Source organism: Candidatus Omnitrophota bacterium, from assembly GCA_014728045.1.
In the GTDB taxonomy this organism is placed as follows: domain Bacteria; phylum Omnitrophota; class Gorgyraeia; order Tantalellales; family Tantalellaceae; genus WJMH01.
The window spans coordinates 166,419-183,793 of record WJMH01000012.1 but is presented as its reverse complement, the minus strand read 5'-3'; the positions used below and the strand labels follow the sequence as shown (position 1 = coordinate 183,793).

The following is a 17,375-nucleotide window of genomic DNA, read 5'->3' as shown; positions in this document are numbered from 1 at the left end:
GACAATATTTTTAAATCGTGGGTGAATATTGGATGATAAGGTGTCCGTGAGGGAATATTATGCTGCGGATTCAAGCGCTTCCACCATGGCCTTGAAAGTACGGTATTCCTTTTCCAGGGCTTCTGATATTCGCGTCATCGGCGGCAATACCATGAAAAGTCTGTCCGCAAGAGCCTTGCCCGAGGTTCTCGCAGAAGCAAGTTCAGCCAAAGCCTGCATAATCGAATAAACATTACCTTTGGTGTTATCCTCGAACGCCACAACAGGTACGTTCATCGACCTAAGATCCTCTTCTATCTGCTCGGCATCCTCCCCGTTGACAAGGGGGCCTCTGACAACACCCAGGATCTGATCGGGTTTCCTGAAAAGCTGCCCGCTTTTCTTGTTCATCGAATAGCGCAGCACGGCAGCGACCTGGCTCGTCGAATAATAATCTTCCCCGTAATGTTCCTTGACGTCGGATTCCAGTACGGTTTCGACGACTGCCTCGGGATTACTGTCCTTTATAAGCTTTCTGACTATATCGCCTTTTGCGGGATCCCTGGCATAAAGCACCACCTTGGAAAGGACACTGTCATCTTTACCCACTATTTCAGCCATACGGTTAAGATCAAAGACGGCCGAACAATCCACGAGGTCGTCTGCGAATATTACCACCCCTCTCGCTGTAGGAGCGGTCATGGCGCTCTGCGTTTTCATGGTCTCTTCCTTGAATAGCGAAACCATTCCAAGGGTTATCGCGTTCACCGCGGCCAGAAGGATATCCATGTTGAATATGGGCGCGGGCATTTCGTTGTTCTGTTCCTGGGACGCTATCGGGACTTCATGGAAATATTTAGCCGTATCCACGAGTTTTTCATTTTCGGATGATGAGACCTCATCAGGAATGAGCTCTCTGCCTTTCGGGACCTCGAAAGTATCCTGGGCGATCTCATGCGCCGCCAGAGCGAACTCCCTGTAGCCCGGAGTATCCTTAAGCCTCGCAATGGCCGTGTCTCTGTCGGTTTTTTCATCGGGCACCTCATCCCATGAGGAATAACCCGCAAGTTCTGCCGCCCTCTGCTGGTGGATCCTCATCTCGGCTATTTCATGATTGATACGTGTCTCCAGTTCCGTCGAACCCTTTACAACATAAACCGTATTCAGCCGCCTCCCGGCATGTCCCGAGATCCTCTTAAGGGCCTCAAGCCCTCGCTGGTAGAGGTTCATCCTTGCAAAAGGAGGCACATTGGTCACCTTACAGTATTTTTCGAAAAGCTCCTCCACTCTCTTCTTTTTAGATCGCGGAAGATGGTTATACAGATCCCTGAAATTATGACAGATGTCGGTGCCCAGCACGTAAACGGTCACCCCGTCACGCCTTAATTTCGTGTAGAGGAATTCTTCTATGGAAGCCCTTATAACTGCGTTAAGAAGACGGTGATCGGGATATATATCTGAAAGAGTGTCCGCTATCGGCATATCGCTTAGGGCATCCACCGCGTCCAGCTGGTCGATCACCGGCTCAGACGGCATCGGGAACAGGTTCACGAACTCATGAGCCCCCCAGGAATCCTGCCATGGGTATGTATGGCGGTAAAACGCGCCCTCATCCGGCACATCCGGCACCTGGTCCTTGTCCTTATCTTCTTCCTCGGGCGGGACCTGCTGCTTCCGGAGAGTATCCATGAAATCCTCTAGGTACTGCTTCTTTTTCTTTGCCCTTTCAAGCTGCTTCTCGGCCTCGGCACGCTTGGCCCTGTTCTTCTCAAGCTGCACGTTCCGCTCCAGGGTAGAGATCTCTTTATTGACTTGAACAAGCCTCACCTTGGCCTCTTCAGCGGTCTTGACACCCCTTAAAGCCTCCTGCCTGATGAGCTCTTCGGCTTTCTTGCGCCTGGCCTCTTCCAGCGCCCTTTTCTCTTCTTCTTCGGCCTTGCGTTTGGCTTCTTCAGCCTTTCTTTTTTCCTCCTCTGCCTTCCGTTTCTCTTCTGCCGCCGCTTCCTGATGAAGGAGTGTCTGCTCATTGAGGAGTTTCCTGATCTCTACGATATAGACCGCCGGCACAGGTATCTTCCCGGAGACCAGCTCAGACCATGTATCCGTAAGGTCTGTCAGTTCCATTTTCTCGCCAAGGTTGTTCTTCACCAGGAGAAGAAGAAGTTTTTCCTTGACCATCCGGGCTATCCCGATAGCGTTTTTGTATTCCTGTCCGGACGCGGGCTGCTTGCCCTGAAGCGCCAGAAGTTCTCCCTTTATAAAGATTCCCCATGCGAGTATAGCGTTATGCTTGGGATATTCCTTTGCAAGTTTTTCGATCAGGCTGTATGCGGCACCGGCGGCTACGTTGACTCCATCCTCATCGTTCTTCAGCTTGTATGTAAAAGCCTGCTGGCGGTAAGTAACAGCCTGCATCAAAAGAGCATACGCCGCCTCTCTCTCCCTGAGTATCTTAACGCCCTGGGCTATACCTTCTTCTTCCGACTTTTTCTGCCAGGTATTATGGTGATAACCGAAATACTTGACAGCCGAACGGTATTCCCCTCTGGCAAGATAGAGCTTGGCATAGTACAGGTTCTTTCCAATGTCGCTTTCCAGTTGTTTGATAAGACTTTCGGCTGTTTCGGTCCTCGCTTTCCTGAGGTCACTGCTTTTGGTCAGCGTTGCCTCTTCAAGAAGTATCTCTATTAATTTACCTTTTATTGATTCGACCCTGGCTTTTGAGGCCGTTACAACCTTATCCCTCAGAAGGGATTCGGCATATTTCCGGGCGCCCGGATAATCCCCTTTGGTCCATAAAAGGTCCAGCTGTTTCAATTTGCCCTTGACCCCTTCGGCACGAAAAAGCGCCTTAGCCTCTTCGGATCCGCCTCCTATGAACCTTGAGATCCTCGGTGACTGGTCCACTCTTTTATTCTCAAGCTCTATCGCCTTGTCAATATAACCATTGTCCGTCAGTATTTTTGAAAGTTCGTCATATCCAAGCGAATACTGTTTTATGTTATCTTCGTTGACCGTCCACCAAAAAAGCCTGTTATCTATAATGCGAAGCGCCTCATCCGCCTCGAAATTAGCGGCTGCCGCCTTGGCGTCCCCGAAAACACCCGGTAATGACCTGCGGTGTTTTTCAAGTTCCTCTTCAGCTTTGTCAAGCCGGGCCTCGGATTCCTCGATCTTCTTGTTCAGTTCCTGTTCCCTGCGTTTAAGGGCGTCTTCTTTCTCGTTGAGACTTCTGACCTTCGCTTCGAGTTCTTTCAACTGCCCCTCCAGTTCAACCGCTCTCTTGGCCTTGTCGCTGAGAGCTTTGACCTGGTCTAGAAGAGAAGCCTTCTGCTCCTCCACAGATCCCTTCTCTTTCCTGAGGATCTCAAGACTGGATTCAATGGCCTTCCTTTCTCCAAGCAGTTCCTCCTGTCTTCGTTCGGCTAGTTTGACGTCCTTTTCGGCCTGCATCTTCGCCTCGAACGCTTTTTTCTTCTCCCTGTTGGCGATCCTCACTTCCTGTACCGCCTTGGCCCTTTCTTTTACGGCCTGGTCGTAAAGTTGATATAACCATACAACAAGCGCGGCCAGTCCCACGGCGGTCATCATTAAAAATACCGCGAAAAACGTCCAGTGATTTTGGAACCATTCAGCTATACGCACAACCGTGCCCCTGCTCTTCTTCTCCCCGCGGGGACGGTATTTCATCTCGTCTTTCCTGTCGGTGAGGTATTTTTCAAGCTCCCTGGCGATCTCTTCAGCGGTAGGCCTTTCGATAGATTTCCTGATAAGCATCCTGTGCACAATAGCCTCTATGAATCCGTCAACCACCGGCACTTTCTGTACGACAAGGTTGAATATCTTGTCCCGTTCTTCGTCCGTAAGCCCCGGGATATTTGCCAGGGTTTCCATTAAATTGTCTTCATCTTCCAGAACCCTTTTTACCCATACAAGTTCACCCTGCGAATTACGTATCATCAGTCTTCTTTCCGCCTTTGTGGCCCTGGCAAGCTTTTCGGTCAGGCTCATCTCCCCTTCTCTGGTCTTCGGCCTTATCGCATCCAGTCGTTTTACGTCCACCAGATTGTTCTGGAGCCTCTGTTGCTTCAGGTTGATGTTCTCCGACTCTATCATGCGTTCCAGCCACGTAATGGGTTCATCGCTGTTATGGCTGAGCACTATCTGTACAGGATCATTACGATTAGCGCTTTCTCCCCTCGGAAAATGACGGGAGAACATCCTGTAGAACATAATACCAAGTGAATAGACATCTGTTTTACTGCTAATGGGATTGGTATGATCGGGGACTGCCTGTTCCGGCGCTATGTACCATGGCGTACCGTGGATCACGTTGTCACCCGTTATGATCGTTCTATCGGTAAGCGCTTTGAAGTCGCCGGTCTCTTTCTTGTCGGAGGTCTGCCCCGGAATGGCACTACCCAGGTCAATTACGCATATCTTCCTGACAAAAGCGTCGAAACTGGCGCTTTTAAGGAGCTGTTCGCCGTCGGCTATGTTCGGAAGGGACAGAGATCCGTCCTCATTCGTGGGGATTATGATGTTAGCGGGCTTGAAATCCCTGTGTATGTATTTTTCAACATGGAACCTTGACACGGTCTTGCATATGGCATACATCAGCACGATCTTCTCTCGCGCGCTCAAGCTCAGTTCGCCTTTTTTGATCTTATGGAACATTTCTTCCAGGGTTATACCCTTGGCCAGGGACATTACAAACCCTTCCGATCCGGCATACTTGAACCTGTCCCCTATAACCGGAACAGGCGCGTTAGCCTCTCCGAGCTTCTTTAAACTTGTTACTTCCCTTTCGAAACCCAGAGTAGCCTGTTGCCTCTGTGCTATGGTCATATGCTGGGTCGGCAAGAGTATCTTTATGGCCTTTTCCTGGTCAAGCTGTAGGTCCTTTACCCTGTACACGGCACCGAAACCGCCCTGGCCGAGTTTGTCCATGACCCTGTACCTGTTGCTTATAACAACGCCCCTTGTAAGGGGATGTCCGAACTGCGCGTCTTCTATCCTTTTACACAATAGTTCGTAATGCCTGTCAAGGTGCCTTGCCTGGTAATCGAACGCCATTCTCCTCTGTGACGCGCGTTGCTTGCGCTTTTTCAGATCATCTGCGGCTTTTTCCTTTCTTTCAATATTAGCCCTGAGAGCCTGCATCTCTCCGCTGATGCGCCCTTCCTCCTTGGATATTGCCTCGACTTCTTCCAGGTACTGCGCGCGTTCCTCGTTGTATTTCGCTACCAACTGGTTGTACTTGGACTTCTCCTCGTGACTTATCTCCTCTCCCTTCTTTATCCTCTCCTGGTAATCCTCGAAATATTTGAAGGTCACGCCGAGCTGCTTTTTCTTAACTTCGCTCTGGGACCTCCGCTTTTCCACATCTGCTTTTTCCTGCTTAAGCTCTTCCTCGCGCAGATAATCACTATCGAGAGAGACCTCGATCTCGCTCAACTTCCGCTCTTCGTCGGAATCGAGTTCCGTCACCGATATAGTTCCCTTTTCGGCTTCGAGTTCCTGCCTCCTTGCCACGACCCGGTCAAGGCTTGCAACCAGTTCCTGTATATATTTCTGTTCGAACTGCGGCATTTCCTCCTCGAAAAGCGCGAAATTCGACTGTGCTACCAAGTTCTCACCGGCGACCTGGATGTCTTCCCTGTATATCTGGATAAAGAGCCTCTGCATCTCAGCCCTGTCTTCGATCTGCTTTTTGGTCACCCCGACACCCTTGATAAGACTGGTTAACCCGAGTCTAAGGGTATTGAGACCGACCACTTTTATCTTTACCCCGCGGATACTTGGTGTTACCCTGTCCTGGGGCGAGAATTCCTGAACTATTTTCGTAAGCTGCTCGGGAGAATAATTGTATTCGGTAAGTCCCTTGTCCCCGTCGACCACAAGCGTGATATCCAGTTCGTGCGCGTAACCTTTTTCCGTGTCATCGACCTGGAAATATCCTGAACGTGACCCGTAGAAAACACGGAAATCCCGCGAACCGGCAAGTTGCAGTATTTTAGGATCCTTTAAAAGATGCACTGCGCTTCTGCAGGCATAGGTCACCCTTTCCCTGAACGTGGATTCGTCTCTGAACCTGGCAATGTATGCGTATTTCGTGGCCTGTTTGCCGGGTTTGGATGAAGTATCTTTCGAAGAAGAAGCCTGATCACTGTCAGAAGCCCTCGCAGAACTGGACCTGTCCCTGATATCGCGGTATCCCCAGTTCTTGTAATGCCCGAGGAGGTTAATAACATCACTCGGGTCCTTTATGCGGGTCGTTGCGCTCCCCTGGGGAGTTATGCACTGAGCCAGATTCGAACTTCCGATCATCCCCAGCCCGTATCTTAACGGTCCCATACTGGTATCGCCCCCCATACTGGAGGGGTCCCCGGCCTGTGAGGCCGCGCCCAGGATATCCTGGGGATCGCGAGAATGGCCGTAGGTCCATTTCTGGCGGTGTTTTTGCGAGATCTGCTTGCGCAGGTTGGCGAAGCTCTGGCTTAAAATGTCCTTTGTTTTCGAAGAAAATACCTCGGCATGTTCTATCAGATCATTGATCCATCCTTCTATCTCAGCGCGTGTAACCGAATCTATAACCTCCGGCTCCTTGACAGCTTCCCTGAGAGTCCCCACTGCCTTAAGGATCAACCTCCCCTTGTAGCTTTCGCTTTCCTGGGAGGCCATTATAAGATCGATCCCGCCGTTCTGGCTGCGGGCCAGTTCAAGCGAAGCGTTGAGAAAAAGCGCGTTAAGGAAGAACTCCCGCTCTTCTTTACTCGCAAAATGCTGCAGGGCTTTTTGTGTCTTGGTGTATATCGGCTTGAATATCCCGGAAGGGGGATCCTGTTCTTTCCAGGGTTCGGTCAACATTCCTTTATATTTTCCCTTAAGGAATTCACCAGCCAATGATTTTACCGCTTTTGAATATTCATGAACGCTCATGGTATCCTTGCGTACGAGTATCTCATTTACAAGGATAGCGATCTCATGCTCCACACCCCTGCGGTGGAATTCCTTGTCAAGTTCCTGGGCGTGGGCGGTGTGTGAATCATCGCAATTATCTTTTATCCATTTCCTTATACCGTTAGCCCATGCCGAGCTGTATTTTATGGGGACCTTGCCCAAACCATTGATCTTGCCTTCTGCTATGAGCTCATCAGCTTTCTCCCGCCAGCTGTCTATCTCGGAAACTTCATGTACGACCCTGGCTGCCAGATGATATTTGCCCATTTTCTTTAATCTGTCATATTCTTCTTTCGTTATGTGGATACTACCAGTCCTTATGCCGTAATGGGTGTTGACCCCCTTAACGAAATCCGGTCTTCCCAGATCGTAGACATACATGTTGTAGTCGTTCTGGAGTATGCTCTGGGCTATACCGGAAAACCCCGTATTGTAGAGAATATTTATAATATCAGGCATATCCGGGGACTTAACGCATCCCTTCCTGGGGCGGCCGTTCTTCCAGTATGGTCTTATCACGTCGTTGACACCAAGAATACCTCGGGATTTCCATCGACCGAAAGGACCGCCTAAGATACCAAGGAACCTCTTCCACACCTTGTTCGCTTCATGCGCGGCAGTGTTACCCTGACTGGACCCTGTAACATCATCGTTCTTTTCGGACCTTATATCTTCATCGCCGGATGCGGCATCTTCATCCTTTCCGGCGCTATCCTGACCTTTCGCGTATTCTTGCTGTGGAACTTTGATCTCCAGAACGATATCACAGAATTCTTCCCTTCCCGGGGCGCTGGCCATATCACCTTCGATGTGGTCGGGCTTTTTGTAAAAATTAATACGAAAAGGACCGTCATTTCCGTTATAAACGATACGTAATTCATCACCGGAGAATTCGCATCTATCCAGATCCAGTTTTTTGGCTATTTCCGGTGTGAACGTGGGTTCATCCTGAATGAACGCGGAAAGCTTATCCGGCTGCACGTCCCCCCTTGAGAGGATATCGCTTGCTACCTTGACCAGGAACATGGCACTTGCCAGCTCCACCCCGTAATTCTGAAGACGCGATACAGGCGCCAGTGTGTCGGTATACCCGGTCGCTTTACGCGTCAGGATATCCGGGTTGGCATAGACGATATTCTGCACTGTGAACGTGAACAGAACAGCTATAGCTATGGCTTTTAATACTCCTAACTTTCTCATGATAAACTCATTATATCAGATAAACAGAAGATGTCAATCCGCTATAACTAACTATTTTATAGCTTAACTATTATATGGGTGATCCCCCGGAAAACAGGTGTTTTCGGGCGTTTCAGGAGGGATTTGAGCTACCCTGGCCGGTTCCTCTTTTCGTGAACTCATCTTCTATATCGGCCAGAACTGCCTGCTTTGCGTTGATCCAGCGGGGGGCTACAAGGAACTCTTTCCTGGCGTCAGAGAGTATCCTGAGGATAACGCAGTCCTTTCTAAGATTCTCAATAAAATCGCAGGCTATGGAGACATATTCGCCTCTATCAAGAAGTCTGAGCTTGCCTTTATTGTAATCCTCTTCAAGCGGTGTATCCTTCAGGACATGAAGAACATGCAGTTTCACTCCCCACAGCGGAAGGCGTGAGAGCTCAGTGCTGGTGGCGACCATCTCGTGATGCGTCTCTCCGGGGAGCCCCAGAATGACATGGGCTGCCGATTTAATGCCTCGTTCGCAAGTGCGCCTTATCGCCTCTTTTGACTGGTCATATCCGTGGCCCCTGCCGATCCTCTCAAGAGTATTGTCATGAACGCTCTGCACGCCGTATTCGATCCAGACATCATAATCCCGCGTATAACCGGCTATAAGGTCCAGTTTTTCATCGTCAATGCAATCGGGCCGGGTAGATACGGCCAGACCCACTATCTCCGGGTAATCCCTGATAACATCGTAGGAAGCTTTAAGGTTTTCTACTCGGGCATTGGTACCGGTACCGCTTTGGAAGTACGCTATGAACTTTTCGATCCCCCTTTTTTTCCTGGCACGGGATATCTGGTCCTCTATCTGATCTTTCAGGGGCAACCGCTTCCCGGCTATGTCGCTGAACCCCGACTCATTACAATATATACAACCCCCTCTTCCGGTATGCCCCTCTTTGTTCGGGCATCCGAACCCAGGGTCAAGACATATTCTCCATACCTTTTGATCGAATTTCCGCTTTAAATATGAGCTGAAGGAATAATATTTCATTTTTTCTGCAGCGATCTCAGGCGGATCATGATTATTGATACCGCCGCCGGAGTAACGCCGGAGATCCTCGACGCCTGCCCAAGTGAACGGGGACGGAATTTTTCGAGTTTTTCTTTTATTTCATTGGAAAGTCCGTGTATGCGGGAATAATCCAGCTCTTCCGGCAGGCGTATCTTCTCAAGGTCCTCGAACCTGCGGATCTTGGCCAGCTCCCTCTCGACATAACCCGAATATTTTATATCCACTTCAAGCTGCACTTTCTCCTGGTAGGTGAGCTTCAAACTCCCCGCGTCCAGACGGAGCACGTCTTCATAAGTGACCGAGGGTCTTTTAAGGAACTGGCCGAGCGTTATTCTAGCTGAAAGAAGAGCCTCGCCCCTTTCAGCGAGAAAGCGATCAGCTTCGCCTCCGGGCTCGGCTGTAACCTCGTCCAGTCTTTTCTTCTCTTTTCGGATATTTTCGGCTTTTTCACGCACCCTCTTCAGATAACTCTCCGGGATAAGCCCCAGTCGGCTGCCTATTTCTGAAAGCCTGGTGTCGGCATTATCTTCCCGGATAAGGACCCTGTACTCCACTCTGGAGGTGAACATCCTGTAAGGTTCACTGGTCCCCTTTGTGACAAGATCGTCTATGAGCACACCTATGTAAGCCTGCGACCTTTCAAGCACTACCGGTTCCCTCTTTCTTATTCTTGAGGCCGCGTTTATACCCGCCATTAGTCCCAAAGCCGCGGCTTCTTCATATCCGGTGGTCCCGTTAATCTGACCCGCGAGGAAAAGACCCTTTACCGGCTTTGTCTCAAGGGTGGGATAAAGTTGAGTGGGGTCTACAAAATCGTATTCTATACCGTAGGCAGGCTTTTTCATCCTGGCCCTTTCCAGCCCTCTTATGCTGTGCAGCATCTCTACCTGCACGTCAACGGGAAGAGATGTGGATATCCCGTTAGGGTAGTATTCGTCCGTCATCAAGCCTTCAGGTTCAAGGAAGACTATGTGGGAATCCCTGTGGGGGAACTTTACCACTTTATCCTCTATGGACGGGCAATACCGCACCCCCGTTGACCTTATCTTACCCGAATAAAGCGGTGAACGGTCAAGCGCGCCAGTGATTATGCGATGCGTTCCGGGATTTGTTCTGGTCATGTAACAGGACCTCTGCGGCAGCCTTATCGCGCTCGTCGAATAGGAAAAAGGTATTATCTGCGTATCCCCTTTTTGTTCTTCAAGAAGCGAAAAATCTATGGTTTTGCCATCAAGGCGAGCCGGGGTACCCGTCTTCAAAGAGCCCACGTTGAAACCCAGTGACGAGAGGTTCTGCGAAAGGCCTTTTGAAGATTTCTCGCCCATACGGCCTCCCGGGAAATGTTCCAGGCCTATATGTATGGTACCGTTCATGAAAGTGCCTGTGGTAAGAATCACGCAGGAAGAAGTGTATTCCCCGGCGCCTGAGGTGCGCACGCCTTTACAGGAAGCGCCTGAGATGACAAGTTCCGTTACCTCACCTTCCACTATATCCAGGCTCTCTTCTGAGTCAAGACATCCAAGCATGTAATCGTTATACATTTTCCGGTCTATCTGTGCCCTCGAAGAGCGGGCCGAATAACCCTTGGAGGTGTTAAGCATACGGAACTGTATCGCGCTGGCGTCAGCCGCCTTGGCCATCTCCCCCCCCAGAGCATCCACCTCCTTGACAAGCTGCCCCTTGCCCACCCCTCCTATCGAGGGGTTACAGGAAGTATAGCCTATCGCCTGTTTTTTGAGCGTCACAAGGAGCGTATCCACGCCCATGCGCGCGCAGGCAAGCGCGGCCTCACAGCCGGCGTGACCTCCTCCAACAACTATGACCTGATACTTTGTCTTCCTCATGATAAAAGCTAATAACGGCAGAGTCCCGGTGTCAGACCTTACCACACCAGATCCCCCACCGTCCGGATAGATCGTCCTTTATATGTGTTTACGTTCCTGCCAGATCCTTACGAAGTTACCCACGCTTCTGTCATATCCCTCTTCTATATCATCCGGAAAAAAACACGCCGGCATTTCCCCGGATTTAATATGATACTGCAGGCATTCACAACATATACCTTTTTTGGAACAGGGTTCATACGAACAGTTGCAAAAGGATCTGTTCCTGTCTTGCTTGCATTCCATGTTATCCTCCTTGATACTCTGCTTTGTCGCTGTGCACTATCATGGCGGTAGTGCTCTGTTCGGGTACTATCTGGTAACCCCTGGTAAGGTCAAGCCCCAGCCTTTCGTTTATTTCCAGAAGCCGGAAAAGCTTGCTCTGGTCCTTAAGGTCGCGCCACATGGGATAGCCGGGACTGTAACGCTTGCCCTGGCCCTTATTAAGGCCCCACTCGCTCCTGATGAGGTCATGCACGTAGGAAGCAAGTGCTTCGGCCAGATGCACGCTAAGCCCGTGGAGATAGAACGCGCGCGCATACTCCTTGTTATCCCCCAGTTCGCTTATCGCTCTATTGATCCTTTTACCCACCGTGACAGCCTGGAAAGCGGCTACATCCAGTTTATCGGGACCTTTCACAAAATAATCCGTAAGGCATATGCCGCCCGAAACAGGAAAAATGAATTCCTCGAGCGGAGAACCGCCTTCATCGAGCACCTGCATCTTATCCCCCTCTACACGGCACCTGAAATAACCGTAAACCGCCTTGAGATCGAGCCATCCTTTTCGCATACATTCCTGTTTAAGCTCATCGAGAAGGGGTTCATATTCTTTCTTCATGAGCATATGTTTTTTATCCTGGTCCTTCAGCTTCGCGCCCCAGGCAAGCTCGAAAACCGCACGTTTGTCCAGATATTCGAAGACCCCGTCGGCAGGTATGCTGGATAAGGGTCTCACTCCGAAAAAGGGAGGCATCGGAACTTTACCCGCCGCGCTTTCTTTTTTAGTGGGGCTTTCGCGCCTTTTAGGAGCTACTCTTCGTCGGGCTTTCCCTTCGCGGGCTTCTTCACAGAGATATTCGTTCATGGCCTCTTTCTTCTTCGCCGGATCCATCAAAGCCTGCATTATCTTAAGCCCGGTGAAAGCGTCCCTTGAATAGAAAACGCCTCCTTTGTAAACGCTCTTATCCCGGAGTAAAGATATCTCCCGGGCAAACCTGTCATTGGTAGGCGCGCCCCCTATAAGGACCGGATATTCAAGCCCAGCGTCATACATGGCTTGGACGCAGGTCTTCATATGCCTGGCCGTCGAAACCAAAAGCGCGCTCAGACCCACCGCATCCACCTTGTTCTTACGGGCCTCCTCGACGATCTTTTCCACGGGAACCTGTTTACCCAGATCTATGACCTGGAAACCGTTATTCTTGAGGATCATCTTAACGAGATTCTTGCCTATGTCGTGCACATCCCCGAACACGGTCGCAAGAAGCACCTTGCCCTTGTTCGCCACCGATTCGGCGGGAAGATAACCCTCAAGATATTCTATAGCCTTCCTCATGACCTCGGCGGACTGAAGAACGTAAGGTAGGACCATTTCACCCGAATCCAGCTTATCCCCAACCTCTCTCATGGCGGCCATCAAGATATCGTTTATTATCTGCTGGGGGGTATAGGATTCCATCGCCTCCTCTACCGCCTTAATAATACCCGATTTGTCACGCTCAAAAACACACTTGCGCAGTTTTTCCTCGGCCGTCAGGTGTTCGTCGCCTTCTGTGACCTCCACGGCTTCTGCGGCGGATCTGTCGAAATGGGCCACCAGCCGTGATAAAGCGTCATCTCTTCTGTTGAACAGAAGGTCCTCCGCCAGCTTCTTATCATCCTTGTGGATATCCCTGTCATCCAGGTACTCACCCGGGTTCACTATCGCAAGGTCCAGGCCCGACTTTACCGCGTGGTGCAAAAAAACCATGTTCAGCACCTTTCTGGCGTTCTTCTGCAATCCGAAGGATATGTTGCTAACCCCCAGCACGGTAAGGACATCGGGATACTTCTCCTTCAGCATTTTGATGGCCCTCAAAGTGTCCCTACCTGATTTCGTATACTCGTCCTCACCGGTACCCAGGGTGAAGGTGAGCATATCGAATATCATCCTGTGCGGCTGAAGACCGTGTTCTTCCACTCCCTTTTTATAAAGCCTCTCAGCTATACCGAGCCTTCTCTCGACGGTTTTGGCCATTCCCTTCTCATCTATCACAAGATTGACGACGAACCCGCCGTGCTCTTTGGCGAGCGAGAACACCCTGTCGGCCTTCCTCCCCCCGTCCTCAAGGTTGACCGAATTAATGAAAGGAGTTCCCGGATAGTTCTCAAGTGCGCTCTCTATGACATCCGCGTCCGTGGAATCTATCATAAGAGGTATATCCACGCTTTCACCAAGGGACCGGGTAAGGATCACCGCATCCCTTTTCTCCGTTGAACGCTCCGTCAGAACGGTACATACATCCAGGATATCCGCCCCGTCTTTCTGCTGGCTTTTACCCAGTTCCACGATATTATCGTAATCCTCATTCCTCAGAAGGTCCTTCATCCTGCGTGAACCCTGTGTATTTATCCTCTCCCCCACCTTCACCGGTCTTTTGATCCGGCGAAGGTCTTTCGCCCTGTAATAACTGGAAAAAGAGAAATTGGCCGGTAAAGCCCTTTTCTTGGAGACGGTAACGGCCCCTTTCATGGCTTTAATGTGTTCGGGACTTGTCCCGCAACAACCACCTATAATGTCGATATGATAATCCCTCACCAGGCGCGCCATTATCTGTGCCATTTCATCCGGCTTTAGGGGGTAGACCGTCTTGCCGTCCTTTTCCAGAGGCAGTCCCGCGTTAGGGACGCATGATATATACGCCGATGAACGCGAACTGAGATACCTGACCGCTTCTTCCATCTCCACCGGACCCGTGCTGCAGTTAAGCCCCACAACATCGGCCCCGAGGTATGCAAGCGTCGAACAGACCGCTGATATCTCGGTCCCCAGGAGCATCCTCCCGTTATTGGCAAGGGTGCACTGTGCCAAGACAAGAAGGTCCTTCCTTCTTTCCTTCAGAGCCTGGCGGGCTCCGTTAACGCCAGCTTTCATCTCCAAAAGGTCCTGCCCCGTCTCGATAAGGAGCGCATCGGCTCCACCGTCTATTATAGCCAGTGCCTGACGGTAGAAATCTTCTTTCAAATCCGAATACAGAACGTTCCCAAGTTCAGAATCCTGCGAGGAGGGAAGCTTACCGGTGGGGCCCATGGTGCCTAAAACATACCTTGGTCTACCGCCGGAGGAGAATCTGTCCGCGGCCGAACGGGCAAGTCTGGTTGAGGCAAGGTTAATATCGTAAACATCGTCACCCAGACCGTACTCGGCCAGTTTCAGTGCGTTGCCTCCGAAAGTGTTGGTCTCAACAGCGTCGGCCCCGGCCTCAAGATAATCCTCATGTATCTTAGTGACAAAATCGGGACTCTGAACGGAAAGGTATTCCATGCACCCCGGTTTATCCCCGAAATGCGTGTCCCCTAACCCCAGCATCTGCGCGTAGGTCCCGAACGCCCCGTCCAGCAGTATCAGATCCTTCTGTATCTTTTCCTTGATCGTCATCATTATATTCTTTCCATTGTGGTTTTTTTCACCCAGCCGATCTTTCCGTCACGGCGCCTGACCTTGTACCAGTCATCTTTTGAACTAAGAACGTTCACATGCACTCCTTCATTCAGGGTAAAGAATTTGGTCGCGGTATCGAAAGGTCCGTAATATGCCTGCGCTTCGGAAGAGACAGTGACCGCACCGGTCCTGTAGTCATGGGCTTTCTTCCAGATAACGGCCATGTTAAGGCCTATATAAAGCACGAGACACAGGATAACGACCGATAAATACCAGTTGACCGCATGGCGCGTAAGTAACAGGTAAAGAAGAAAAAGCGCGAGAATATATGCAGCTGAAGAAAGAATAGCAAGTTCATTTACGGTGAAATTGCCGGCATATAACCCGATCCCCGCCTTCTGCCATATACCCTGGGGCGAAGGCGGCTTCTCCAGAACGGCACTTTTGGCGAACTTGTAATTGGCCTTCAGGTCACCGTCACGCGGCATCAGGAACATCGCCCGCCTGTAATTCAATACAGCCTTCCCAAGCTGGCCTGATTTAAAATACGCCCCGGCGATGTTATAGTAAAGAGGTCCGCTGGCCTGACCCCCATCGATTATCTTCTTGTATTCATTGATGGCGTTCTGATAGTCACCCTGTTCATAATAGTCATTGCCGCGCGCAAAAAGCCTCTCAGGACCGGCTTCCCTCTCCTCAGCATGGGAACAGATGCAAAAAGACAGAACAGCAGCAGCGCATAACAGACATTTAATTGCGCTTCCAAAACGTCCTTTTGATATACGAAAACCCATCAGATCCTCACCTTCTCCATATAGTCGATGATCTTCCTCACCTTACTGAGCATCTCTTCAGCTTCTTCCCCTCCCGGGGGCGCCGACGCGTACCGGGCCATTTCACATTTTGAGAACACCTCGCGAAGCATTTGAAGGATCTCCTCGTCACAATCTGAAGAAAGAAGCCTCTTCTCGACCACTGTCAGGCTCACGTTGCCCCTGGGAAGGTCGAAGCGGTTGCCGATATATTCCTGCAGCGTTTTGAATATTGCGTCATAGAAAGGCAGTATCTCTCCCTTCTTCAGATAAGTGTTAGCCCTTGACAACCCGTTCCTGGCTTTCCGGGGCGCTTTAAGAGACCTTGCGTAACCTCTGTCTGTCTGTATCCTCTCTTTTCTGCGGTGTGCGGCGTAAAAGAATACGAACGCCGCCAATGGCGCGAGCTGCACCACCCAGAACAGCCAGCCTGAAAAAATGAACTCCCCCTTTGGATCAAGGCCCCCGAGGCTCTCTTTTATATACACGATATCCTGCCCGAGCTTTTCCTTGGGATAGAGCATCTGCTCCTCCCCGCCTATAGATACCATCTTGACGGCACGTTCGGACTCAGGGCGTTCGATGACCTTAACGGGCACGGGGCCGCGCGTAATCGTCTCATACCTGCCTGTATCCGTGTTGAAAAAGCTGAAAGAGACCTCGGGTATCTGCTCCACTTTTTCGTTTTTGGGAATAAGTATCTGTTCATAGATCTTCCTGTTATCTTTCTTTGTGACCTGAGGTTCATAGGTCTTGAACTTATCGCCCACGGAAACTTCCGGCGCGGTAACGGTATCAAGATTGCCGGTGCCGGTGATTATCATCTTAAGAACGATAGGATCGCCGACCTTGACCTCTCTGGGATCGGCAAAGACCTCCATAGAAAAGTCCCCGGTCGCTCCCTGGAAATCGGTGGGTTTGCCCTTCTCCGGGAAAGGCAGTATCGTCATGGGTATCTCATTGGATTCGAGCTCTATGGGAAAGGTATTGACCCCGAACCGGCTGGTGAAGAAATCATCGTCAAATATGCTCCTTCCGAAAAACGATGCTCTTCGCCTGGTCTTTTTCTGGGTCACCATCTTACAGTTAAGCCTTGCCGGGCCCAGCACATAATCGCCTTCCTTAATGGCATAGAGGTTCATCCTGAACATGAGGACCTCATAACTGACCCCCCTTTTTACTTCGCTGCGCCTTATGGGTTCAGAATATTCCCCCGTGGAAAAACCCTCATGAGGGAACGTCGGGTACTGTATCTCTCTCAGCCCCGCATTACTGACATAGAGCTTGATGACAAGGGGGATCTCTTCATTGACGTAAACGCTCTGCTTTTCGACATCCATGGTCAGGAACACTCTGTCATCCTGGTACGCTGCCGAGGGCTCCTCCCGCGCAGGGTTAGATTGTCGCGCCGACGGCGCCGGTGCGATACCACCGCCTCCCGGTGTAACCGGACCGGGAACGTCCCTGGCCGAAAGAGTGACCGCACCCGTACTGTAATCCACGCCTCCCACGTTGGCAACGAACGGACCGAGCGTATATTCACCTTTTTTTAAGGGCAGCAATAGATAGGTATGTGTTATCGACCGCGATACCTGACCGTTTATGACCTGTATCTTCGTGGAAGGACCGACGTACTGCACCTGGAGCCCGTCGATCTTCGAGATGCTGGGCCTGTCCACCTTCTGGGAGCCGCGGAACGTAAGATAGAGATATATGGGGTTACCCACTGAGACATTGTTTTTCTCAAGTTCGGCTTCGTAGCTGTAGTCCTCGGCCCACGAATTCGCGGATGCGGCCATCCAAAAAACCAGTATGTAAATAATTGTCTTTTTCATTTTTATCCTGAGATTTGAAAG

The 17,375-nt window shown here is 50.6% G+C and carries 7 protein-coding genes; all 7 read right to left on the bottom strand.

Annotation, left to right across the window (positions count from 1 at the left end; all coding sequences use genetic code 11):
- Positions 1 to 57 precede the first annotated feature (57 nt).
- Positions 58 to 8,142, bottom strand: coding sequence for a protein kinase (locus GF409_04645; GenBank protein MBD3426498.1), 8,085 nt, complete (start codon positions 8,140 to 8,142; stop codon positions 58 to 60).
- Between the two features lie 112 nt (positions 8,143 to 8,254).
- Positions 8,255 to 9,160, bottom strand: a complete 906-nt coding sequence (locus GF409_04640) for a TIGR01212 family radical SAM protein (protein MBD3426497.1) — start codon at positions 9,158 to 9,160, stop codon at positions 8,255 to 8,257.
- Positions 9,157 to 11,025 carry a tRNA uridine-5-carboxymethylaminomethyl(34) synthesis enzyme MnmG gene (gene mnmG, locus GF409_04635; protein MBD3426496.1) on the bottom strand — a complete coding sequence of 623 codons (1,869 nt, stop codon included), beginning with the start codon at positions 11,023 to 11,025 and terminating at the stop codon, positions 9,157 to 9,159. The genes GF409_04640 and mnmG overlap by 4 nt, the downstream gene beginning before the upstream one ends.
- A gap of 78 nt (positions 11,026 to 11,103) precedes the next feature.
- Positions 11,104 to 11,310: a hypothetical protein gene (locus tag GF409_04630; GenBank protein ID MBD3426495.1), complete on the bottom strand. Its 207-nt coding sequence runs from the start codon at positions 11,308 to 11,310 to the stop codon at positions 11,104 to 11,106.
- A gap of 1 nt (position 11,311) precedes the next feature.
- Positions 11,312 to 14,707 (bottom strand): methionine synthase, encoded by a 3,396-nt coding sequence (locus GF409_04625; GenBank protein ID MBD3426494.1) that lies wholly within the window; start codon positions 14,705 to 14,707, stop codon positions 11,312 to 11,314.
- Entirely contained in the window at positions 14,707 to 15,501 is a 795-nt protein-coding gene (locus GF409_04620) for a tetratricopeptide repeat protein (GenBank protein ID MBD3426493.1), read from the bottom strand. Before GF409_04620 ends, GF409_04625 begins: the two co-directional genes overlap by 1 nt.
- Entirely contained in the window at positions 15,501 to 17,354 is a 1,854-nt protein-coding gene (locus tag GF409_04615) for a hypothetical protein (GenBank protein ID MBD3426492.1), read from the bottom strand. The genes GF409_04620 and GF409_04615 overlap by 1 nt, the downstream gene beginning before the upstream one ends.
- Positions 17,355 to 17,375: the final 21 nt, after the last annotated feature.

Bases quoted from the DNA above. Each gene is read 5' to 3' on its own strand.
- GF409_04645 (MBD3426498.1), bottom strand. From the start codon at position 8,142: ATGAGAAAGTTAGGAGTATTAAAAGCCATAGCTATAGCTGTTCTGTTC.
- GF409_04640 (MBD3426497.1), bottom strand. From the start codon at position 9,160: ATGAAATATTATTCCTTCAGCTCATATTTAAAGCGGAAATTCGATCAA.
- mnmG (MBD3426496.1), bottom strand. From the start codon at position 11,025: ATGAGGAAGACAAAGTATCAGGTCATAGTTGTTGGAGGAGGTCACGCC.
- GF409_04630 (MBD3426495.1), bottom strand. From the start codon at position 11,310: ATGGAATGCAAGCAAGACAGGAACAGATCCTTTTGCAACTGTTCGTAT.
- GF409_04625 (MBD3426494.1), bottom strand. From the start codon at position 14,707: ATGATGACGATCAAGGAAAAGATACAGAAGGATCTGATACTGCTGGAC.
- GF409_04620 (MBD3426493.1), bottom strand. From the start codon at position 15,501: ATGGGTTTTCGTATATCAAAAGGACGTTTTGGAAGCGCAATTAAATGT.
- GF409_04615 (MBD3426492.1), bottom strand. From the start codon at position 17,354: ATGAAAAAGACAATTATTTACATACTGGTTTTTTGGATGGCCGCATCC.